We start from the raw sequence: 19,263 nt of genomic DNA on the forward strand, positions 1-19,263 counted from the left end.
AAGCCTCGCCAGCCGTGTCACCGCTTCTGCGTATGCCCAACAGCATCGGCGAACCAAACATCGCTCTTGATCTCGCGCATCGCCATCGAGGTGATCGTGCGCCGCATGCCGGGCAGGCGGCTGAGTTCTTCGCGCAGCATCAGGCCCTTGATCTGCGCTCCTTCGCGTCGCTCCTCGAGTCCTGACTTTTTCTGGGATGGGTTGAAAAACGGGTGTTGAATCGGTCTATGGTCGGGGCGGGTTGCGCGGGTGGCGGATGTCGTCTCAATCAAAAGTGGCGAATGTCGTCTCAATCAGAATTGGTATGGGCTCTGCCGGGCGGGTGTCGGCGGGACGCCTACGGGTTTTCGCATTCATGGCGATTGCCGCGTTCATGATCGCCGGTCCGGTCGCCGAGCAGGTCTTCGGGGCGCAATCGGCATGGCTGCGCTCCTGGACCATGTTCAGTGCGATCGGGATGGGCGTGATCGACGCTTCCTTCGAAATCCGCAAGCCCGATGGCGCTCTTCTTCCGCTCGACCGCTTCGAGATGCTCGGCGCTCCCCGCGACGGCAAGCTGAAGCGGATCGAAAGCCGCGACGAGCTGGCTTCCGTCATCAAGCGGCTCTGCTCGGCCGCCGGGCAGGGCGCCGACATCCGTGTCTGTGCCCGGCAGGCCACGCGCAGCGGCTGGCAGATCATCCACACCGATGCCAAAAATGCCTGCGCCGGCTGACGCCATCGATGACTGGCCCGGCTGGTGGCTGATGCACGCCATCGCCGCACGCTTCGTCGACTGGGCGGTCGGCACCGAGGGGTCGTCGCGTTCGTCGGCGTTGATCCGCATCGGCCTGGCCATCCTGTTCTGGTCGCGCTGGGCGGGCGAGTTGTTGCTCTACAGGGATCAATCTCCGGTCGGCCTGTTTCTGGCAGTCAATTTCTTCCTCGCCACCGTGCTGCTCTTCATCGGCTATCACAGCCGCATCGCCGCTGCCTGGGCCGGCGCGGTCGGGCTGGTGATGTACCACTATTTCGGCTTCCAGCTCGGTCGCGAACCCTGGACCCACCACCATGCCTATCTGCTTGCCGTCGCAGCGCTGCTGATCGCGCTCACCCCCTGCGGCCGCTCGTATTCGCTGGACCGCTACCTCACGGTGATGCGCGCCGAACGCGCGGGTCTGCCGCCGCCGGCGGAGCGCGGCAATCTGTGGGGGCTGCGGCTGATCGTGGTGCAGCTCTCGGTACTCTACTTCTTCGCCGCCTTCGACAAGACAAGCTACGCCTTTCTGAGCGGCGCGCGGCTCGAAGCGATATTCCTCTGGTACTATGCGGGTTCGGACTATCCGGTCGGCCTTGCCTGGCCCGCCACGATCATGTCGCCCGCCGTAGTCGCGCTCGAATATTGCCTTGCCTTTGGCCTGCCGTTTCACCGCAGCAGGTGCTATCTCGTCCTGCCGGGCCTGGCCTTCCACGCCATCATCTATCTGACGCTGCCGGTCTATACGTTCAGCGCCACCATGGTGTTGCTCTATCTCGCCTATTTCGATGCGGATGCTGTCGACAAGGTCATCGCGCGTCTCCAGGGGATCGGATTGAAAGAGGAAATTTCGTGAAGCGTGGTTTGTTGTTTTCGGGCACCGTCTTCGTCGCGGCCGCCATCGGCCTGGCCATGGTCTGCGGCGCGGCGCGTGCCGGCAGTGCGCAGGACTACTATCCCAAGCGTGCATGGGGACCCTTCAACGGTGGCCAGATGAACACGTCGCTGCTGGTGTTCCGCGACCTCAACCGGAACGGCGTCTACGATCTCGGCGACCGGCCGATGTCGCGTGTGGCTGTCGAGCTCGACAAGCCGAAGGGCGACACCATCATGCGATTGACCAATGTGAGCGGCTTCGCCAACTTCCGCATGTCGGTCATCCAGCGCGATCTCGAAGTCGTCGATCCCGGCCATTACGCGTTCAAGGTTGTGCCTCCGCCAGGCTATTCCGTCACCACCGGCAACGCCTCGCAGGAGAGCGACTACGTCGTTTCACCTGGATCGCCAGGCGACATGATTGCCTCGCGCACGACGCACCCGGTCGGGCTTGCGGCGGACCTGACGATCAGCGGTGCGGTCGCCGCCGGGTCGCGCGTCTCCCTCACCGGGCCGGACGGCACCACTGCCGCCGCCAAGGTCGGCCCGGATGGGCGCTTCAGCGCAGCCGTGACATCAGGCCAATGGCTGGTCGATTTTTCGGCCAGCGGGGTGACTGAGCGGCGCAAAATTGTGGTCGGCGCGGCGCCGGTTGTGCTCTCCGCGTTTTCGGGCAAAGGCGGACCTCCCGAGGAGCTGCGGCCCAACCAGCATGTCGTCGGTTTCGACGACCTGATGACGACGCCGGGCGTGTTCGAGGTCCCCTCCGGCTATGGCGGGCTCGACTGGTACAATCTCGTTGCCATGCACCAGCGCTTCACCGACGGCCCGGGCTACATCAACACGACCATGTCGGGCGAATTCATCGCATACAACAGCTCTGGCCACCCGGCCCAGGTGTTCAGTGACAAGCCGTTCGATTTCACGGGCGCCTATTTCGGTGCCGGCTGGGACGGCGCGGAAGGCGAGACGCTCATTCTCAAGGCCTGGCGGGGCGACGAGCCCGCCTATGAGGATCGACTGGTGCTGTCGGCCAACGGACTGGTCTACTTCGCGGGTGACTATAGGCGTATCACGCGGCTCGAGATCCGGACACAGCATTACTGGCAGGCCGCGATCGACGATTTCGGCTATCGCACCGGTCCGTAGCGCTGCCTACGCAGCAAGCGGCCGTTGCGGCCGTTGCCGGTGATTCCGAGGTGGCCTGAGGTTAAGCCGCGTCAGCAAGACGTTCTCTGAGAGGTTCCGCAGGAGCGGGCGCCGTCCGAGTGGCCGGGAGTGGTGGTGTTGTGATGGCCGCCGCCATTGCCGCCGGAACTGCCATTGCCACCGGAGCTTCCATTCCCGCCTGAGCTGCCGTTGCCGCCGGAGCTGCCATTTCCGGTACCGCCGTCGCCGCCATTGCCGCCGGCGCCACCGTTGCCGCCGTTTCCGGCACCGCCGTCGCCGCCATTGCCACCGGCTCCGCCATTGCCGCCATTTCCGGCCCCGCCGTCGCCGCCATTGCCGCCGGCGCCACCATTGCCGCGTTTCCAGCACCGCCGTCGCCGCCATTGCCACCGGCGCCTCCGTTGCCGCCATTGCCGGCCCCGCCGTCGCCGCCATTGCCGCCGGCGCCACCATTGCCGCCATTTCCAGCACCGCCGTCGCCGCCATTGCCACCGGCGCCACCGTTGCCGCCATTTCCAGCCCCGCCGTTGCCGCCATTGCCGCCGGCGCCGCCGTTGCCGCCATTTCCGGCACCGCCGTCGCCGCCATTCCCACCGGCGCCACCGTTGCCGCCATTTCCGGCACCGCCGTCGCCGCCATTTCCGCCGGCGCCACCATTGCCGCCGTTTCCGGCGCCGCCATTGCCGCCATTCCCACCGGCGCCCCCATTACCGCCGTTTCCAGCGCCGCCACCATTTCCACCGGCGTCACCGCCGCCATTTCCACCGGCGTCGCCGCCATTGCCGCCGTTTCCACCGTTGCCGCCGTTACCACCGGCGTCGCCACCATTACCGCCGTTTCCACCGTTGCCGCCATTTCCGCCGGCGCCGCCACCATTTCCGCCATTCCCACCATTGCCGCCTGCGGCTCGCGCCAGAAGAGCGCGCTTGGCCTCTTGCAATTGGGCTTTCGGATCCATCGGTCCGTGGAATCCGTCTCGCGGGTCCGGCAGGACCGACGCCGCGCGGGTTGCCGTGACTGTCGGCAGCAGCATGGTCGACGCGAGCAGCGTCGCCGCCAGAATGCTCCAGAATTGCGGGAAGGAATGGCGCGCGACATTGGCATCCGCAATGGATGCGAAAAACCCTGAGCGTCCTGCCGACCCGACAGGCTCCGCACCGATTCTCATTGAGGCCTCATCCGCCATCCGACTATCCCGTCCGGTCTATAAACCGCTTCGACGGGTGTTTTTCGACCCACCCCAAAAAAAGTCAGGGCTCGCCACGGGGCGGCCTTCGCCGGGGCGGCGAGTACGGGCGCTCCGCGGCTCGATCAGCCATCCGGAGACGATGGGGTAGGGGAGACCGCCCAAACAATTTTTCTCACCCCTGTCGGAACCGCCGCCCTTCCTCCGTCCTTGGAGCATCAACAGCTTCAACCCGGAGGAAACACTATGGAAACCGTTCAATCGCCGTGGCAGACCGCGGCCCTTCTCATCGCCCGCCTGATCCTGGCCGCCATGTTCGCGATGGGCGTGGCCTTCAAGTTCATGGACATGGGCATGACCGCCGGCTACATCGCCGCCGCCGGCTTCCCGTTCCCGCTCTTTCTGGCCTGGTGCGCCGCAATCCTCGAAACGCTGCTGGTGATCGCCTTCCTGACCGGCGCGTTCTTCACGCCGGCGGCCCTGGTCGCCGCCGTCTATGTGGTCTTCCTCGGCTTTGCCTTCCACGGTCCGTCGCACTGGGCCGGCAACCAGGCCGAGTTCGGCGCCTTCATGTCGCATTTCCCGTTCGCCGCCGGCCTGCTGTTTGCCGCCGTGCACGGCCCGGGCAGCGTGCTGGCGTTGAGGCTCGGCCGGGGGTGAATGTCTGCCCCTGGGCCAGGGCGACGGCGACTAGTCTGGCCTAAGCCTTGCGCCCGAATACGACGATATTGTCACTGTACTTGCGCGTTTTGGCGCGATAAGCACGGTGACAGGTCCAAGGGGGAATTCATGAACATAGCCATGCGTTTTGCTGCCGTTCTTGTCGGCACGTCACTGGTTGCCGGCTGCACTTCGATGTCGGAGGGGGAGTTCACTACCATGCATGCCGGTCTCGGCAGCCCGGCCGCCAAGCGCTATGTCATCAACGAATGCGTCGCCGACGAAAGAGCCACGTCGCAGGCCGACAAGAACAATTTGTCGGCGCTCATGAATGTAAGCCCGGCAAGATACGAAACCGCCTTCTGCAACCGGCTCGTCAATGCGCTGGCCAATGGCAAGATCACTTACGCCGACTATCGCAAGATGCTGTCGCCCAGCGCTGACAACAGCAAGCTCATCAAGATCCTGCAGGGACGGTATTGAGGTCAGCTGCTCGCGCGCCGGCAGTCCTCACAGCTGGTCGTTGTAGGGTTCCTTCATTTGGCCGACCATGCGCGCCAGTTTCGAGAACGAAGGCATGTCCGTCTCCGGCTGGCACTGATTGGCCAGTTCCAGCAGCCGGATCGGGAAATTGACGGCATCGCGACTCGACGCCGACATGCCGCCGGAACGCTCCTCACCGGTCTCGCCGGCTTCGGCCTTGCGCAGCGCAATGTCGATGTCCTCGACGGTAAGCACGCCCTTTCGGACCAGCACCTGGTTGATCGAGGCGACGGCCATCAGCAGGCCTTCGAGTTGCAGATTGGCGACATTCATGGCTGTTGCTCCCATTGGCTAAAGCAATTCCAGGAAAGTGTGAAGCGGTTTCCCCCCAGGAATTGCGTCAAAAGACTCCAGGCTCAACGCATGAGCGGCTGTTCCGATCCAGGGAGACGAATGCCGGGAAGGCCCGGCATGGTCCTACTCCTCCATCCAGCGGCGGCCATATTCGGCCCATAGCGCCTTGACCTCCCGGCTGCCGAGGCGCGGGGCCGAGCCGTCGCCAAAGGCGATCGAAACGGCGCTGATGTCGTAGTGGGGGTCGGCGTCGACGACGAAGCGGATCGCTTCGCCAAGCGGCCTTCTGCTGATGACCGGATCGGCCTGGCCCCGGCCGACACTGCGGACGCCCGAAACAGTGGCTGGCGCATGCCGCATCCTGAACACGGATGCCATGGCTGGTTTGTCCATGCTGCATTCTCCCCGAGTCGGAGCGAAATGATTCCATAAGCGCCGGCTAATGGCCAGTCGGTGTCGGCCTCAGCCGACGGACTGACGATGCCGCTCACTCCTAAGCAGAAAGGGGCTGCCTTTATGCGTTGGCGAAAACGTCACCGACGATCCGAAGATTGACTCTTCTTATCCTTTGGCTTCCCTTCGTCTCGTGCTTGGACGGAGGGGTATTCAGCGCGCGGCGCAACGCATTGTCGCGGCGCTTGTCAATCTCCGCTTGGCTCAGTTCTGTGCCGTTGTCGGAGGCTTTGTTATTCATTGGAATTCCCGTTCCGAGATATTGGGAAATGCATTTACTGCTTTAAAGATAACCCACCTTTGACGCGAGAGCACGTACTCGCTCGCGGCTTGGGAGGTTTTCGGCCTTTTTCCATGACATCAGAGGCTCTTGTTCTAAGGCGCGCGTCGTGCCCGACGTGCCAAAACATGACCCGCGATTTCGAAACCAAGACCATGAAGCCCATGGAGATAGCACGACACCACGCCGGTCTTAAGAGGAACGACCGGCGTTCGGTTTCATATCCTGGCCGCAAATTTGACCATGGGAGTGATACTTCCGAAGAAGTCCAGATCAATCCGAGCGAACATCCCGGCTTCCTTGCATTCCCAAAGCTGAAGCGAATCCCTTCGATCATGACAGGAGATTGGCTCAAAACCATCTATGACCTCGATGTGGCATTTATCCCGGCATACCCGGTTCGCGCACCGTACAAACCCGCCAACTTCGGCCTTGAAATTACAATCGACATGCCCGCGTTCTTTCGGACGCTTGCCAAGATCGCCCATTGCCTTACGGTGGCCAAATACGGATTAGGGAATTTCGAGCCCATGTTGCTCGATATCATCCACGGGGTATCGGTAGAAAATGCCGGCTATTTGATAGGGCGGTGTGACGATCCGGCAATGAATGTCCCGACGCGTCATCTCCACCATTGCATCGTTCAAGAGTTCTGGATCAACAAAGAGCGTCACTATATCGCGGTCATGTTTCGGCTATTCGCCAACAAAGGCGCTCCGCCATACACGCTTGTTAGTGGCCAACTTCCCGGAGCGCCGACCGAAGAATATCGGGACGATCCAGAAGATAGCGAGTAACGTCTCGGTAGAAGTCCCGATCCCCCTCTTCAGGTTCCCCGACTGCCGACCTGTACGCATCTCGCGCATACCACAGATTCGGCTATGTCAGGTACAAGCCTAGGAATTTTTTCTTATAGTAGATTGACTGGCTGAGGGCAGTTATGCTATGATTTCTCCATGGTGCTGATTTGCGCCGACGACCCGCCGCCGAGGCGGGTTTTTCGTTTTTTGGCGATATCCCGCAGCCAGCTGACAGTCATCACGCTCAGGCCAGCGGATCCACCGCCGGCGGTCTGGCGGGCAGGCCGAGCCTGGTCCGCTCGCCATCGGCAAAATCCTCGGCTGCTTCCTGGGCTTCGAACAGGCGCTGGGTCACCGTGCCGTTCTCGGCAACCAGCACCGCCCATTGGCGGCGATCGATGCGTTCGACACGAACGTCATTGGGCTCGTCGGCCACCATGATCGTCCTCCGGTGGCGCAGAGGGCGTCGCCTTACGCCTTGGTCTTGCGCTTGGCCGGCGCCTTGGCGGCCGGCGCCTCGGTCCGGATGCCGAGCCCAAACTCCTTTGCCAGCTCCGATCGCTTGGCGGCGTAGCTGGGCGCCGTCATCGGATAGTCGCCGGGCAGATCCCATTTGGTGCGATAGGCCTCCGGCGTCATGCCGTGGGCGGAGCCGAGGTGGCGCCGCAGCGACCTGAACTTTTTGCCGTCCTCGAGGCAGTAGATGAAATTCGGCGTCACCGAGCGCTTGCGATTGACGGCAGGCTCCGGTGCCGGCTGCGGAGGAGCAACGGGATTGTCTACGGCCGCGAGCGCTGAATTGACGCTCTCGATCAACGCCGGCAAACCGTCCGGAGGTACTGAATTGTTGCGCACGAAAGCCGCGACGATGTCGGCGGTCAAATTTATATTTCGGATTTTGTCGTCAGACATGGCTTCTTTTGCCCCCATAATGCAAAAGGATAAATTATCAGACAAAACCCGCCGGCGGCATGGCACTTTAGGACATACGCATATGACTTGACGCCAAATATGGTAGCGCTAACATCGCTGAGTCGCTGACCGATGTAGGAATTGTTTCTTATTTCCTGTTGACGCATGGGGGCAGCTATCGTATCATTTCTCCATGGTGCTGATTTGCGCCAGTAACCCGCCGCCGAGGCGGGTTTTGTGTTTTTGGCACACTCGAAAATGCGCCAACATTGATGTTGGCGGGCCAGCACCCCCCTCTGGCCTGCCGGCCATCTCCCCCTCAAGGGGGGAGATCAGCCTTCACAGCAGCCTTCGCGAATCGTCAACAGTGCAGAATGGGCGATAAGCCCAAAGCTGCTAATCTCCCCCCTTGAGGGGGAGATGTCCGGCAGGACAGAGGGGGGGTGTGAAGAAACGCCTGCGCTGGTGATCTTCTGGTTCAGACGCCGGTCCGCTCAATCCGCAACGCAATATCCGCGAGAAACTCGATGTCCCACCGCTATGCCACCATCATCGCCGACGATGACGGCCGCGAGGTCGTCAGCGCCATCGGCCTGTTCGAAGGCACGGCTCCGCAGGCGCGGATCGGCCGCGTCGAGCCGGTCGTGCCGGGCGTGCTGATCGGCATGGTTCGCGGCGGTCCCGTCGACGCCATCGGCGGCTTCGGCTTTCCGCGCGGTACGCAAGGCGTCGACGAAAGGGCGATCGGTCTTGTCAGGGCGAAGCTGAAGGAGCGGGCGGAAGCAAAGCCAGCTCAGGGTGTCGAAGCCGGTGATGCGGCCGGCCGCAAGACCACCCGGAAACCGGCGAAGGCAAAACGGCGCAAGCCGGCCAAAATCAAGCGGGCGAGACCGGCAAAGCAGACCTTGGCAGAACCCGCCGGGAGTCCGGATCATGGCTGACCGGACGGCGCGTTCGCGCCCTGGCCGCAAGGCGCCCGCCGCCGCCCCGAAGCGGACGAAGAAGACGCTTGGCGACGATTTTCTCAACGCGGTGCGCGCCGATTTCCGCGCCCATGGCGCCGGCGTCATCGCCGCGGTCCGGGCCGACAAGCCCGACCAGTATCTGAAGATCGTGCAATCGGTGCTGCCCAAGGATCTGGCCAGCAATCTGCCCAAGGGTTTGCACGCCTCCACCGACAGCCTGGAGAGCCTGAGCGATGACGAGATCCGCCGCCGCATCCGCGGCCTCGAAGCCGTCCTCGGTGCGTTCGGCGACCAGCCGGGCGGCACACCGCCACTATCTGGCGCTGCTGCAGGAGCTGGATCGAAGACGCAGGACTAACCTGCTTGCATCTTACACGCCGTATGAACGCCAGGCCGAGTTTCACGCCGCCGGCGCCGAAAACCGCGAGCGGCTGTTCATGGCCGGCAACCAACTCGGCAAGACGCGAGCCGGCGGCGCCGAATGGGCCATGCACCTCACCGGCCGCTATCCCCGGTGGTGGCAAGGCAAGACCTTCGACAGCGCCGTGCGGCTATGGGCGGCCGGCGTGACCGGCGAGGGCACGCGCGACAACCCGCAGCGCGTGCTGGTCGGCCCGCCGCAGCAGCAGTCCGCCTGGGGCACCGGCATGATCCCCGCCGACGCCATCCTGCACACCACCATGGGCCGCGGCGCGCCGGGCGCGCTCGACAGCGTCGTGGTACGTTGGGGCGGTGGCGGCGACGTGCAGGCCGATGAGTCCGTGCTGTCGTTCAAGAGTTTCGAGAAAGGCCGCGAGAAGTGGCAGGGCGAAACGCTGCACGGCGTCTGGTTCGACGAGGAGCCGCCGCTCGACATTTATTCCGAAGGATTGACGCGAACCAATGCGACGGGCGGGATAACGATCGTAACGTTCACGCCGCTGCTTGGGATGAGTGATGTGGTGCTGCGGTTCTTGGATGCGCAGGCGATGGCCTCTCGGGACTTGGGTTCCTCGCCCCCGCCCTGGCGGGGGAGAGGTGGCCGCGAAGCGGCCGGAGAGGGGGCTTCGTAGAGCTCTGGCCTGGAGGTGGGTTCAACTACGCTTTACCTTGCTACGTCTGGGCCATCCCCTCTCCGTCTCGGCTTCGCCGAGCCACCTCTCCCCCACATTCGTGGGGGCGAGGAACCCAGGTTCTGGGAAGTCTCACTCCATCTCCTGCGCTGCCGATCAGCGGCAGTTCAGGCGATTGCCGGCAGCGACGAATACCAGACCGCGTGGTGCGATATCTGTTTGTGCTCGATGCAATCCGTTGCCAGTTTGCTGATTTCAGGATCGGCCGATGCACGCGCCCATTCGACGAAAGCATCGACGACCACCAGTCTCGCCCGGCCGGCCAGCCCAACACCGTAGCGCCGCACCACCGGTTCGGCATGCTCCAGCATCGCGCGGATCATGCCCGATGCATTGTCGCGCCATTGTTCGGAGACATCCGCTATCGCCGAAAACGCCGTTTGCGACCTGAGCAATGCGGCGTGCTGGCGCGCAAGCTTCAGCTGCCAGTCTTTTGCAAAGCGCACGAACAGGACGGCTCCCATGCGCACGAATTCATGCTCGTCATCAAGCGCAAACAGGGCTTGCGCCAGATGCTCACCATCGTTGCGCGTGCTGCATCGCAAGATAGACTCCACGGCATCGAAGCGGATGCGCGGGTTGTCATCCCCCAGCAGCGCGGCCAGCTCGCCCACCATCGAACTGATGTTCTGGTTTTGAAACGTGGCAAGAAACGCGCCTGCCGCCCGCGTCCTTGCATTGCCCGATGTGAGCAGGAGACGCAGGCTTTCCAACGGAACCGTCCTGCCAAGCTCGCCAAGAAGATCGTTGGCAAGCGTGCCATCGTCATTATCGGGAGGCGACAGCAGCTGCTCCAGCATCTCCTGACCTGTCATCCCGTTTGTCGATTTGCCGAGCGGCAGCAGGATCTTGCCGCCTTCGCTGAAATAGAGATGAGCAACCTCGCTGTCCTCGGCGGACAGGCGCATCGCCTCGAATAGATCTGTCATGGCAAAGAGTGGCTTTCCCACCCGCGTAGAGGAGAGGCCGCGCAGAAGCATCAGCCCAAGACGCACCGGTGTCACCGATGCGCGGCAACACCTAGCGCATAAAACGACAAAGGAAAAGATGAGGGAGCAACTCCCTCCGATATCTTCCGACCTGGCGAGGAGCCCAAGCCTTCAACGCGGAAGAAGCAGAGAGACCTTTACACGCGGTGCAAAGAAGCAGCGCAAATACAGCTGATTAGTTATGACGTAGGTACTTTCGCAGATATGGAATTGGCCGTCCGGGGAGTCCTGCACGCGGTCCGGGGGGATGATGAAATTATGCGGCAGATAGATGTAACCACCGTCCATCCTGGACCGCACCGAGGACCGAGGTATGGCGCGGCAATCGGAACCGCCGCAACATTTGAATTTCGTCTGTGGGTCAATCCTGTCTTCGTACCAATCGTGAGCGCTGGCGGCTGTCGCAGCGGCGATGCACATGGCCGTGAAGATGAATCTTCGCATGGCATTCCTCAAGCATCTGGCAGGCGCTGCTCGTTGGAGCGTGTAGGTATATTAGCGTCTCGGTGAGAATACCATTGGCCCCGGACTGACAGACGCAGCTCCGGCAAGATTGGCTTGACCCTTCCTGGCCATCATTGACCGAGGTGAGGCATGTCCCGTCACGTCACCTTCATGACCATCGATGCCGACCATTCCGAAGCCTGACCCGCACCAATGCGACGGGCGGCATCGTGACGTTCACGCCGCCGCTCGGCATGAGCGATGTGGTGCTGCGATTTTTGTTGGCCGACTAGGTCAATTCAATGGTGAAGGCAAAGGCCTGGCAAGCAGCTATTTTCGCTCTCATTGTAGAGCTTCAGCGTATCGGATGATGCTCTGATTTTGCACGTTTTCGACCAATTCATCCGCACGAGATAAAAGCCGGCGGAGCAAGGGAGAGGAATTTGCATCGCTGTATCCCAAAGTGAGATCGACTGTCGGAGGTACACCATCGAGCGCTCTGGCAACAACGTTTGGTGCCAGCATGTTTTGCGCATAAAGCGGGACGAGAGTAATTCCGCCCGTGGACGCGACGAGCGACATTGCCGACGATATGTTCTCGCCTTCGTATTTTGCCTTGAGTGTGATCCCGGCCCTTAATGCGTAATCCTGGATCACAGATTGCAACACCGGAGATGTTCTCGCCGAGCTGACGTAAATTTCACGGGCAAGATCCTGCGGCCGAATCTTTTTTTGCGACGCCAGGCGATGGCCTGCCGACAGCACGGCGATCAGAGGCTCTTTCGCTAACAATTTGAAGGATAGGCCCAAGCTCTGTTTCTCGGGGCGAAGGAAGGCTACGTCCAACTTCCCGCGCATTAACGCAAGAGCGAGTTCCGGGGAGGACTGACTACACAGCGTGACTTCGATCTCCGGCGCTTCCTCACGAATCATGCGCAATAGGTGAGGTAGCCATGTGACCTCAAGCCCAACGAGAAACCCCATGGCAAGTACGGGCGTTTTCGGCTGTGCCGTCCGCCGGGCGCCTTCGACCGCAGCCTCGACCTGGAGAAGTGCCAGCCGAGCGTGATCCAGAAAAACGCGCCCCGCAGCGGTCAGTACAACGCCGCGCGCCTGCCGCTCCAGCAGTTGTGCGCCGACTTCAGTTTCGAGATCGCGAATCTGCCGGCTCAACGACGGCTGCGAGGTGTTCAGTCGCCGCTGGGCGGCGGTCAACAAGCTGCCTTCCTCGGCAACTGCAATGAAGTAGCGTAAATGGCGAAGTTCCATCGGGTCCCCGCTATACCTCCAAGGCATAGGTCGAACGTACAAGGTCTTTGTCACCGATAAAAGGTCCATTTACCTTCGCGCTGAAGTCAACGAAGGAGAAATAAATATGACTATAGCACCCAAGCCTACCATCGTGTTCTGCCACGGAGTCTGGGCCGATGGTTCGTGCTTCAGTAAGGTGATCCCGGCATTACAGGCGGACGGACATGAAGTGGTTGCTGTCCAATATGGTCTGGATTCATTCGAAGAGGACGTGGCGACGGTCAAACGCACGCTCAATCGCGTCGGCAGCCCAGTCATTCTCGTCGGCCATTCCTACGGGGGCGCCACGATCACAGCTGCGGGCGTCGATGAGCGTGTGATCGGCCTGGTTTACGTCGCCGCCGTTGCCCCGGATGTCGGCGAGACTGTGCAAGACCAGCTCGACAAGTATCCGTCGGACATCTTCTCTCGCGTCGAGGTCGCGGATGGGCGTGCCTGGATGCTTCCGAGCGGAACGGAGTTCTTTGCCGGCGACCTCTCCGCGGAAGAGCAGAAGCTCGTCTGGGCTACGCACTATGCACCGGTCTTCGATCTATTCCACCAGCAGAAGCTGAGCGCCGATCGCATTGCGTGGAAGTCGAAGCCGAGTTGGTATGTGCTGGCGACGAACGACCACACCGTGCATCCCGATCTCCAGCGCTGGGTTTCGAAGCGGATGGGAGCGACCGTCACCGAGGTGGCCAGCAGCCATGTACCGATGCTCTCTCAGCCTGCCGTCGTCATCGACGTAATCCGGAAAGCTGTGGGTGCTGTTCAAAACGGTTGAGAGCAGCCGCCCGACGGAATGGGGGAGACTGCCGCAGGGTTGTCTCTCCTGTCGTACCAAGCGAAATCTCGGCATCTGACGAAGATGGAAACGCTCATGTCCCGTCACGTCACCTTCATGACCATCGACGATGCCGGGCACTATTCGCCGCAGGAGCGGGCCGCGATCGTTGCCGCCTATCCCGAGCATGAGCGTGAAGCCAGGGCCAAGGGCATTCCGGTCATGGGCTCCGGCCGCATCTTCCCGATCGCCGAAGCTCTGATCGCTTGCGAGCCGTTCCGGCTGCCGCGCTACTGGCCGCGCATCGGCGCGCTCGATTTCGGCTGGGACCACCCGTCGGCCGCGGTCGAGCTCGCCTGGGATACGGAAGCCGATGTCGTTTACGTCACCAAGGCAGCCCGGGCCGCGCAGCAGACGCCGGCCATGCAGGTGCTGGCGCTAAAACCGTGGGGCGAATGGCTGCCCTGGGCGTGGCCGCGCGACGGCCGCCGCGAGACGCTGGAAGGGGCGGGCACCGCGCTTGCCAAACAATATGCCGCGCACGGGCTGAACATGCTCATCGGCCACGCCCGCTTCGCCGACGGCTCGGTCTCGGTCGAGGCCGGGCTGATGGACATGCTCGACCGCATGCAATCCGGCCGCTTCAAGGTGTTTTCGACGCTGCTGCCCTGGTTCGAGGAGTTTCGGCTGTTCCACAGAAAGGACGGCAAGGTTGTGAAGCTGCGCGACGATCTGATGGCCGCGACCCGCTATGGCGTGATGATGCTGCGGGAAGCGGTGGTCGATCCGGCGGAGTTCAGGGCGGCGAAAAGGCCGGCGGGGCAGAGCGATCCGCTGGGGGCGTTTCGGTGAACGAATGCGTGCATCGCCGGCGACTAGCCAGTTCATCAATATTGCAAGCTTGAGGCTTGCCTTTATGCGTGCCCGGGCGGCAATAGAGGACATCACGGCATCAATAATTCGGGGGTATTATGGAATCGGGAAATTCACTGTTCGGTTACTTCATGTCCTGGTTGCCATACCTGATGTATCTCGCAATCCAAATTTGGCTCACATTCAAACTCATCCGCGTTCTGAAGGCGATGGTGCGAGCGCCGGAGGGCATCCTGGCCAAACTGACCGACATGGACAACCGGCTGGCGGCGAAGCCGAGCCGGGACTGAGCATATTACTCGGGGCGCGACCCCTCGCCAGCTTCTACTCCACGATCTTCCAGTAAGAATCCTTGCGGATCACCTTGCCGTCGCGGAACGTGTAGAAGTCGCAACCCCGGACCTTCTTTTTCACGCCCTCGCGGGTGGTGCCGGTGAGGATCCATTTGGACATGCCGGTATCGGCAGCCGCATCGACGAAATGCTCGCCGTCGCCGTAGTGGACATCGGGCAGGCCCTCGAAGCGTGTCGCCAGCGCATCACGTACGCTGTGCTTGCCCTCGAAGCGAGAGCCCCAGGGGTTGCTTCCCCGCGGCATCTCCAGGACGCAGTCGTCGGCAAAGAACGCCATGATGCGATCGAGGTCGTGCGCGTTGAAGGCATCGCATAGCTCCGTCAGTGTCGATCGAATGTCCATTCGCCCGTCTCCTCCAGTCGCATGACCACTATGGCGATATCGACACAGCGATGGAACACGTCAGCCTTTGGCTGTCGCCAAATTGGTTCTGACCTCGAAAGCGAGTCCCGGTCCGTCGGCGTAGGGGCGCAGCACGGGCGCACTTTCGCTCACGATGGCCTCCACGACGCGCTTGCGTTCCTGATCGCCCATTTCCCTCCCGACGGCACTCATGCCGACGAGCGCCATCGTGTTTAATCGCAGGAGGGGTGCGCCGTCCTGGAAGCGTATTGTGCGCGATACCGTCGTTGACCGGACTGCGTGGAAGCCGGCGTCCCGGAGCAGTGCCTCAAGCGCGGTCGCGTCGCCAAAGCCGTACCGCTGATCCGCGATGGTGCCCAGGCGGCGCTCCGCCACGCGGCGCAGTTCCCGAAAGAACGGGATTTCATCGTCGGATCGCCATGTGGCTACCGCCAGCCTGCCGCCATTCGCCAGCGCCCGCCGCATCTGCGCCACCGCCGCGGGCTTGTCAGGAAAGAACTGCAGTCCCTGCTGGCAGACGACAATTTCGAACTGCTCTCGGTCATGGAGAGGCAAGGCGCTGGCATTGCCTTCGCGCCAGTCGATGCCCGGTGCCACGGCGCGCGCAACGGCAAGCATTTCCGAACTGACGTCGATGCCGACGACGTATGCGGTGTCACCGAGCCGCTCCCTTGCAACGCGGGCCACTATTCCTGTTCCGCAAGCGATGTCGAGGACACGATCGCCTGGAGACAACTTCACCTCGTCGAGAATCATTTCGACCCACGGCTGGAAGAGGGGGCCCGCGAGCCACCGCTCGTACATCTCCGGGAAACTTGCCATCATTGCCCCCAATATCTTGCGCCGACATACCGCGCCGTAAGGTCTCGGCAAACTGCGGGTTCCAGCTCTCCCGCGCGACACAATCCGGCACTCGGCATCATGTTTCTGTACGTGCGCGTTCGACGTCCGAATTAGCTCACCAGCGATTGGGCCGGTCAAGGCCGCAGCCCTCCACTCCCATTCGCACCGTTATGGCTCTGGCCCTTGCATGACCCTCCGCATCATCCCCGCCACGCTGCGCGATCTCTCCTACATCGCCGCCAATCTGCGCGCCGAGGACCGGGCTGAGATCGACTGCCAGCTGGATCATTGGTCGCCGGCGCTGTTGGCGCTCACCGCGCTGCAGGGCTTTGCCTATGTCGCCGAGCTCGACGGCAATCCGGAGGCCGGCTTCGGCGCTGCCGAACAGCGCTGCGGGCTGTGGATCGCCTGGAGCTGGGGCACGCGCCGCATGAAGCGTTGCGTGCCTGGCATCACCGCGCACTTCCATGCCGTGCTCCGGCCGCACGTGGCGGCGCGCGGCGCCTGGCGGGTCGAGGCGCGAGCGCTTGCCGTCAACCAACTTGCGCTGCGCTGGCTCGGCCGGCTCGGCGCCACCCAACGCTGCCTGCTGCCGGCCTATGGCAAGAACGGCGAAGATTTTTTCCTCTACGACTGGACAAGAGAAGGCTGGAACCATGTGTCTGTTTCAAAAACCACCGGCGCTGAAACCATTGCCACCGGTGCCGACCGCTGAAGACAAGGACGTGCAGGCACGCGAGGCCGCCTTGCGGACCGAGCTCGAACAGCGCCAGGGCACGCTGAGCACTGTGAAAACCGACCTCGCGCCCGGCGATGTCACCGGCCAGCGCCGCGTGCTTTTGGGAGTGTGACGCAATGACCGCGATGAAGCGAAGCTTCCGCAAGCGGGTGCTGGCGTGGTGGTTCTGGCGACGGCACGCGAAGTTGTTGAAGAGGCGCGGATAATCTCCCCCCTTGAGGGGGAGATGTCGCCGAAGGCGACAGAGGGGGTCGGTGCGTCCTGACGCGACCTCCCTACATCAACAGATAACGCTAGCGCTCCACGCGCGGCGACCCCCTCTGGCCTGCCGGCCATCTCCCCCTCAAGGGGGGAGATTAGCCGCTTCGCCGTCCATCCCTTCCTGACCCAGCGAGCCTCCCATGACCGATTCCCGCGCCCGCGATATTCTCTCCCGCCAGTCCGAGCTCGAAACCGAGCGCTGCCAGTATGAGGCGGTGTGGGAGCAGGTGGCGGAATTCTGCGATCCCGATGCGCCCGATGTCTGGAACGGCCGCAGGAGCGGCGGCCCGGACTCGCAGGCCGAGCGTCAGGAGCGGCGCGGCGCTCGCGTCTATGCCAACACCATCAATTCGGCCGCCAACCGGCTGGCCGCCGGGCTCGAAAGCCTGATCATCCCGCAGTCGGAAAAATGGCACGGGCTGACCACCGCCGAAATGAACGACGAGGAGACCGATGAGGAGAAGGAATGGGCGGAAAACCTGCGCGATTTCCTGTTCGCGCTGCGCTATTCCGCCAATTCGAATTTTGTCCCCGCAACGCAGGCTTGCCTGCGCAACGTCGTTCGCTATGGCCCGGCCTACCTCTATGCCGAGGAAGGCTTTGGCGGCACGTTGATCCGCTATGCCTCGATTCCGGTGGTCGAGGGCTATCTCGCACGCAACCGCTGGGGCCAGGTCGACATTTTCCACCGCCGCTACGAGCGCACGGCAAGGCAGGCGGCGCAGCTGCTCGGCTATGACAAACTGCCGGCGCGCATCAAAATGCTGGTCGACGATCCCACCAAATGCGAGACTAGGATCTCGCTGATCCAGTGCATCCAGCCGCGCGACGAGCGCAAAATGTATCGGCTCGGCGGCGCCTACCAGTATCTTGACACGGAATTTGCCTCCTATCACGTCATCGAGGACGAGGAGGAGATTGTCAGGAAAAGCGGCTTCCGCTCCTTCCCGGTGTCGACCTTCAACTGGCGCCGCTACGAGGGCGATCCCTACGGCATTTCGCCGACCATCGAAGCGCTGACCACGGTGCGCGAGGAAAACGCCGTGCGCCGCTCCGGCCTGCGCGCGCTGCAGCAGATCACCGACCCGGCCACGGCCTCGAAAGCCCGGCTGGACTATGTGCCGGTGCTCAATCCCGGCGAGAATTATCCCGGCCTCATCGACGACAATGGAAGGCCGCTGATCCAGCCGATCGCGACCGGACAGAACCCGACCTACGCCTTCAACTATGCGGCGAACCGGGCGGAAGAAATCCGCGACATGATGTTCGTCAATCTGTTCCAGACGCTGGTGCAGAACCCGCAGATGACGGCGACCGAGGCGCTGATCCGCCAGGAGGAGAAGGGCGCACTGCTCGGCCCCTCGGGTTCGATCATCCAGGCCGGCTTTGCCAGCAATCTCGACCGCGAGCTCGGCATTCTCGAGGACAAGGGGCTCTATGACGAGGACAGCCGCTTCGCGCCGCCGGACAGCCTCGCCGGCAAGGCGGTGCGCCCGACCTTCACCGGCCCGCTCGATGTGCTGCGCCGTTCGGCCGAAGCGCGCGACACCATCCAGGTGGTGACGACGGCCATGCAGATGGCGCAGTTCGATCCCGGCATCATGGACAATATCGACGGCGACGAGGCGCTGAAGATCGTGCAGAGCGCCGGCCGCAGCCCGCAGCGCATCTTTCGCCGCAAGGAGGAGGTGGAGGGGATGCGCGGAGCCAGGGCGCAAGCCCAACAGGCGCAGGCCGGCATGGCGGCGATCGCCACCGCCGGCAAGGTCGCCAAGGACGCCGTGCCGGCAGCCGTGCAGGCGCGCGACAGCGGGTTGCTGGATGCATTGATGCAGCAGGCAGGCGGCGGCGGAGAGGCGACGGCCGGATCGGCCGCGGCGGGCGCCGGGCAAGCGACGGCCGGAACGGCCGCGCCGGAGCAGGGCGCATGAGTGCCAAACGCTTCGCCCGTGCCGGCCAGGCCGGCGGCCCCGTCAGGGCGCGCGACGCGCTGACCAAGGCCTATCTCAGGGTGTTTTCCGGCGAGGACGGCGAAATGGTGCTGGCCGACCTCGCGGCCACCGTCGGGTACTACCGCCGCCCATCCTATGGCGAGTGGATGGCGAGGACCAGGACGCCCAACGGCTTCGAGCTGCACAGTGCGCTGAGCAATGCGCGCGCCGAGGTGGTGCAGCACATTATGGGGTTCCTGACGCTGGACGCGGCGCAGCTGGCTGCGTTGGAGAAGGCGGCGAGGATGGAGCCCTAGGACTAGATCGGCGCCCCCATCTTTGGTGAAGATCTGATGATGGGCCACCTAGACGAATTTCGCGTAACTGCGAAAGGCCTAGCTT

At 62.9% G+C, this 19,263-nt stretch carries 27 protein-coding genes; 16 read left to right on the forward strand and 11 right to left on the reverse strand.

What is annotated here, in order from left to right; translation table 11 throughout:
- Positions 1 to 17: 17 nt before the first annotated feature.
- Entirely contained in the window at positions 18 to 272 is a 255-nt protein-coding gene (locus AC1DZ8_RS14130; RefSeq protein WP_477309382.1) for a hypothetical protein, read from the reverse strand.
- A gap of 83 nt (positions 273 to 355) precedes the next feature.
- On the opposite strand from AC1DZ8_RS14130, the gene AC1DZ8_RS14135 reads away from it, so the two are divergent.
- Genes AC1DZ8_RS14135 through AC1DZ8_RS14145 form a run of 3 tightly spaced genes read left to right on the forward strand, consistent with a single transcriptional unit; the run spans position 356 to position 2,761 of the window.
- Positions 356 to 715 (forward strand): hypothetical protein, encoded by a 360-nt coding sequence (locus tag AC1DZ8_RS14135; protein WP_477309381.1) that lies wholly within the window; start codon positions 356 to 358, stop codon positions 713 to 715.
- On the forward strand, positions 699 to 1,592 hold the full coding sequence (locus tag AC1DZ8_RS14140; protein WP_477309380.1) for an HTTM domain-containing protein: 894 nt from the start codon (positions 699 to 701) through the stop codon (positions 1,590 to 1,592). The genes AC1DZ8_RS14135 and AC1DZ8_RS14140 overlap by 17 nt, the downstream gene beginning before the upstream one ends.
- Complete coding sequence (locus AC1DZ8_RS14145; protein ID WP_477309379.1) at positions 1,589 to 2,761, forward strand: SdrD B-like domain-containing protein; 1,173 nt, start codon at positions 1,589 to 1,591, stop codon at positions 2,759 to 2,761. Before AC1DZ8_RS14140 ends, AC1DZ8_RS14145 begins: the two co-directional genes overlap by 4 nt.
- A gap of 61 nt (positions 2,762 to 2,822) precedes the next feature.
- Here AC1DZ8_RS14145 and AC1DZ8_RS14150 read toward each other — a convergent pair whose 3' ends face one another.
- On the reverse strand, positions 2,823 to 3,950 hold the full coding sequence (locus AC1DZ8_RS14150; RefSeq protein ID WP_477309378.1) for a hypothetical protein: 1,128 nt from the start codon (positions 3,948 to 3,950) through the stop codon (positions 2,823 to 2,825).
- Positions 3,951 to 4,214: 264 nt separating this feature from the next.
- Between AC1DZ8_RS14150 and AC1DZ8_RS14155 the strand changes: the two genes are divergently transcribed.
- Together AC1DZ8_RS14155 and AC1DZ8_RS14160 are read left to right on the forward strand one after the other, a co-directional pair.
- Positions 4,215 to 4,628: a DoxX family protein gene (locus AC1DZ8_RS14155; protein WP_477309377.1), complete on the forward strand. Its 414-nt coding sequence runs from the start codon at positions 4,215 to 4,217 to the stop codon at positions 4,626 to 4,628.
- Positions 4,629 to 4,757: 129 nt separating this feature from the next.
- The gene (locus AC1DZ8_RS14160; RefSeq protein WP_477309376.1) at positions 4,758 to 5,111 is read left to right on the forward strand and encodes a hypothetical protein; all 354 of its coding nucleotides are present in this window, start codon (positions 4,758 to 4,760) and stop codon (positions 5,109 to 5,111) included.
- 27 nt (positions 5,112 to 5,138) lie between these two features.
- On the opposite strand, the gene AC1DZ8_RS14165 is transcribed toward AC1DZ8_RS14160, so the two are convergent.
- The 3 genes from AC1DZ8_RS14165 to AC1DZ8_RS14175 all read right to left on the reverse strand — a co-directional run bounded on the left by AC1DZ8_RS14165 (position 5,139) and on the right by AC1DZ8_RS14175 (position 6,159).
- Positions 5,139 to 5,444 carry a hypothetical protein gene (locus tag AC1DZ8_RS14165; RefSeq protein ID WP_477309375.1) on the reverse strand — a complete coding sequence of 102 codons (306 nt, stop codon included), beginning with the start codon at positions 5,442 to 5,444 and terminating at the stop codon, positions 5,139 to 5,141.
- Positions 5,445 to 5,588: 144 nt separating this feature from the next.
- Positions 5,589 to 5,858, reverse strand: a complete 270-nt coding sequence (locus AC1DZ8_RS14170; RefSeq protein ID WP_477236275.1) for a hypothetical protein — start codon at positions 5,856 to 5,858, stop codon at positions 5,589 to 5,591.
- Between the two features lie 121 nt (positions 5,859 to 5,979).
- On the reverse strand, positions 5,980 to 6,159 hold the full coding sequence (locus tag AC1DZ8_RS14175) for a hypothetical protein (RefSeq protein ID WP_477309374.1): 180 nt from the start codon (positions 6,157 to 6,159) through the stop codon (positions 5,980 to 5,982).
- Positions 6,160 to 6,326: 167 nt separating this feature from the next.
- Between AC1DZ8_RS14175 and AC1DZ8_RS14180 the strand changes: the two genes are divergently transcribed.
- Positions 6,327 to 6,995: a hypothetical protein gene (locus AC1DZ8_RS14180; protein ID WP_477309373.1), complete on the forward strand. Its 669-nt coding sequence runs from the start codon at positions 6,327 to 6,329 to the stop codon at positions 6,993 to 6,995.
- Between the two features lie 247 nt (positions 6,996 to 7,242).
- Here AC1DZ8_RS14180 and AC1DZ8_RS14185 read toward each other — a convergent pair whose 3' ends face one another.
- Entirely contained in the window at positions 7,243 to 7,437 is a 195-nt protein-coding gene (locus AC1DZ8_RS14185) for a hypothetical protein (RefSeq protein ID WP_477309372.1), read from the reverse strand.
- Between the two features lie 32 nt (positions 7,438 to 7,469).
- A complete protein-coding gene (locus AC1DZ8_RS14190) occupies positions 7,470 to 7,910 on the reverse strand; it encodes a Ros/MucR family transcriptional regulator (protein WP_477309371.1) in 441 nt (146 codons plus the stop codon).
- A gap of 527 nt (positions 7,911 to 8,437) precedes the next feature.
- Between AC1DZ8_RS14190 and AC1DZ8_RS14195 the strand changes: the two genes are divergently transcribed.
- The 3 genes from AC1DZ8_RS14195 to AC1DZ8_RS14205 are packed head-to-tail and all read left to right on the forward strand — an operon-like array spanning position 8,438 to position 9,927.
- Positions 8,438 to 8,851, forward strand: coding sequence for a hypothetical protein (locus AC1DZ8_RS14195; RefSeq protein WP_477309370.1), 414 nt, complete (start codon positions 8,438 to 8,440; stop codon positions 8,849 to 8,851).
- Positions 8,844 to 9,233 (forward strand): hypothetical protein, encoded by a 390-nt coding sequence (locus AC1DZ8_RS14200; RefSeq protein WP_477309369.1) that lies wholly within the window; start codon positions 8,844 to 8,846, stop codon positions 9,231 to 9,233. Before AC1DZ8_RS14195 ends, AC1DZ8_RS14200 begins: the two co-directional genes overlap by 8 nt.
- Positions 9,154 to 9,927, forward strand: coding sequence for a terminase large subunit domain-containing protein (locus AC1DZ8_RS14205; RefSeq protein ID WP_477401063.1), 774 nt, complete (start codon positions 9,154 to 9,156; stop codon positions 9,925 to 9,927). The genes AC1DZ8_RS14200 and AC1DZ8_RS14205 overlap by 80 nt, the downstream gene beginning before the upstream one ends.
- A 167-nt stretch (positions 9,928 to 10,094) precedes the next feature.
- Here the strand turns inward: AC1DZ8_RS14205 and AC1DZ8_RS14210 are convergent, their stop codons facing one another.
- Both AC1DZ8_RS14210 and AC1DZ8_RS14215 read right to left on the reverse strand, forming a co-directional pair.
- A complete protein-coding gene (locus AC1DZ8_RS14210; protein WP_477401065.1) occupies positions 10,095 to 10,982 on the reverse strand; it encodes a HEAT repeat domain-containing protein in 888 nt (295 codons plus the stop codon).
- Between the two features lie 780 nt (positions 10,983 to 11,762).
- Complete coding sequence (locus AC1DZ8_RS14215; protein ID WP_477310640.1) at positions 11,763 to 12,689, reverse strand: LysR family transcriptional regulator; 927 nt, start codon at positions 12,687 to 12,689, stop codon at positions 11,763 to 11,765.
- A gap of 106 nt (positions 12,690 to 12,795) precedes the next feature.
- Here AC1DZ8_RS14215 and AC1DZ8_RS14220 point away from each other — a divergent pair, with 106 nt between their 5' ends.
- The 3 genes from AC1DZ8_RS14220 to AC1DZ8_RS14230 all read left to right on the forward strand — a co-directional run bounded on the left by AC1DZ8_RS14220 (position 12,796) and on the right by AC1DZ8_RS14230 (position 14,660).
- The gene (locus AC1DZ8_RS14220; protein WP_477401067.1) at positions 12,796 to 13,497 is read left to right on the forward strand and encodes an alpha/beta fold hydrolase; all 702 of its coding nucleotides are present in this window, start codon (positions 12,796 to 12,798) and stop codon (positions 13,495 to 13,497) included.
- Positions 13,498 to 13,593: 96 nt separating this feature from the next.
- A complete protein-coding gene (locus AC1DZ8_RS14225) occupies positions 13,594 to 14,349 on the forward strand; it encodes a phage terminase large subunit family protein (protein ID WP_477310644.1) in 756 nt (251 codons plus the stop codon).
- Positions 14,350 to 14,468: 119 nt separating this feature from the next.
- Positions 14,469 to 14,660, forward strand: coding sequence for a hypothetical protein (locus tag AC1DZ8_RS14230; protein ID WP_477310646.1), 192 nt, complete (start codon positions 14,469 to 14,471; stop codon positions 14,658 to 14,660).
- Between the two features lie 34 nt (positions 14,661 to 14,694).
- Here AC1DZ8_RS14230 and AC1DZ8_RS14235 read toward each other — a convergent pair whose 3' ends face one another.
- Together AC1DZ8_RS14235 and AC1DZ8_RS14240 are read right to left on the reverse strand one after the other, a co-directional pair.
- Positions 14,695 to 15,066 carry a nuclear transport factor 2 family protein gene (locus AC1DZ8_RS14235; RefSeq protein ID WP_477310648.1) on the reverse strand — a complete coding sequence of 124 codons (372 nt, stop codon included), beginning with the start codon at positions 15,064 to 15,066 and terminating at the stop codon, positions 14,695 to 14,697.
- 60 nt (positions 15,067 to 15,126) lie between these two features.
- Positions 15,127 to 15,909, reverse strand: a complete 783-nt coding sequence (locus AC1DZ8_RS14240) for a class I SAM-dependent methyltransferase (RefSeq protein WP_477310650.1) — start codon at positions 15,907 to 15,909, stop codon at positions 15,127 to 15,129.
- Between the two features lie 208 nt (positions 15,910 to 16,117).
- On the opposite strand from AC1DZ8_RS14240, the gene AC1DZ8_RS14245 reads away from it, so the two are divergent.
- From AC1DZ8_RS14245 to AC1DZ8_RS14260, 4 genes are all read left to right on the forward strand, one after another.
- Positions 16,118 to 16,645 carry a hypothetical protein gene (locus AC1DZ8_RS14245; RefSeq protein ID WP_477310652.1) on the forward strand — a complete coding sequence of 176 codons (528 nt, stop codon included), beginning with the start codon at positions 16,118 to 16,120 and terminating at the stop codon, positions 16,643 to 16,645.
- Positions 16,632 to 16,781, forward strand: coding sequence for a hypothetical protein (locus AC1DZ8_RS14250; RefSeq protein WP_477310654.1), 150 nt, complete (start codon positions 16,632 to 16,634; stop codon positions 16,779 to 16,781). Before AC1DZ8_RS14245 ends, AC1DZ8_RS14250 begins: the two co-directional genes overlap by 14 nt.
- 289 nt (positions 16,782 to 17,070) lie before the next feature.
- Positions 17,071 to 18,861: a portal protein gene (locus tag AC1DZ8_RS14255; protein ID WP_477401069.1), complete on the forward strand. Its 1,791-nt coding sequence runs from the start codon at positions 17,071 to 17,073 to the stop codon at positions 18,859 to 18,861.
- Positions 18,858 to 19,178, forward strand: a complete 321-nt coding sequence (locus AC1DZ8_RS14260; RefSeq protein WP_477310658.1) for a Bbp19 family protein — start codon at positions 18,858 to 18,860, stop codon at positions 19,176 to 19,178. Before AC1DZ8_RS14255 ends, AC1DZ8_RS14260 begins: the two co-directional genes overlap by 4 nt.
- Positions 19,179 to 19,263 lie beyond the last annotated feature (85 nt).

The sequence above is a fragment of the Mesorhizobium sp. P2_F7 genome, from assembly GCF_056403695.1.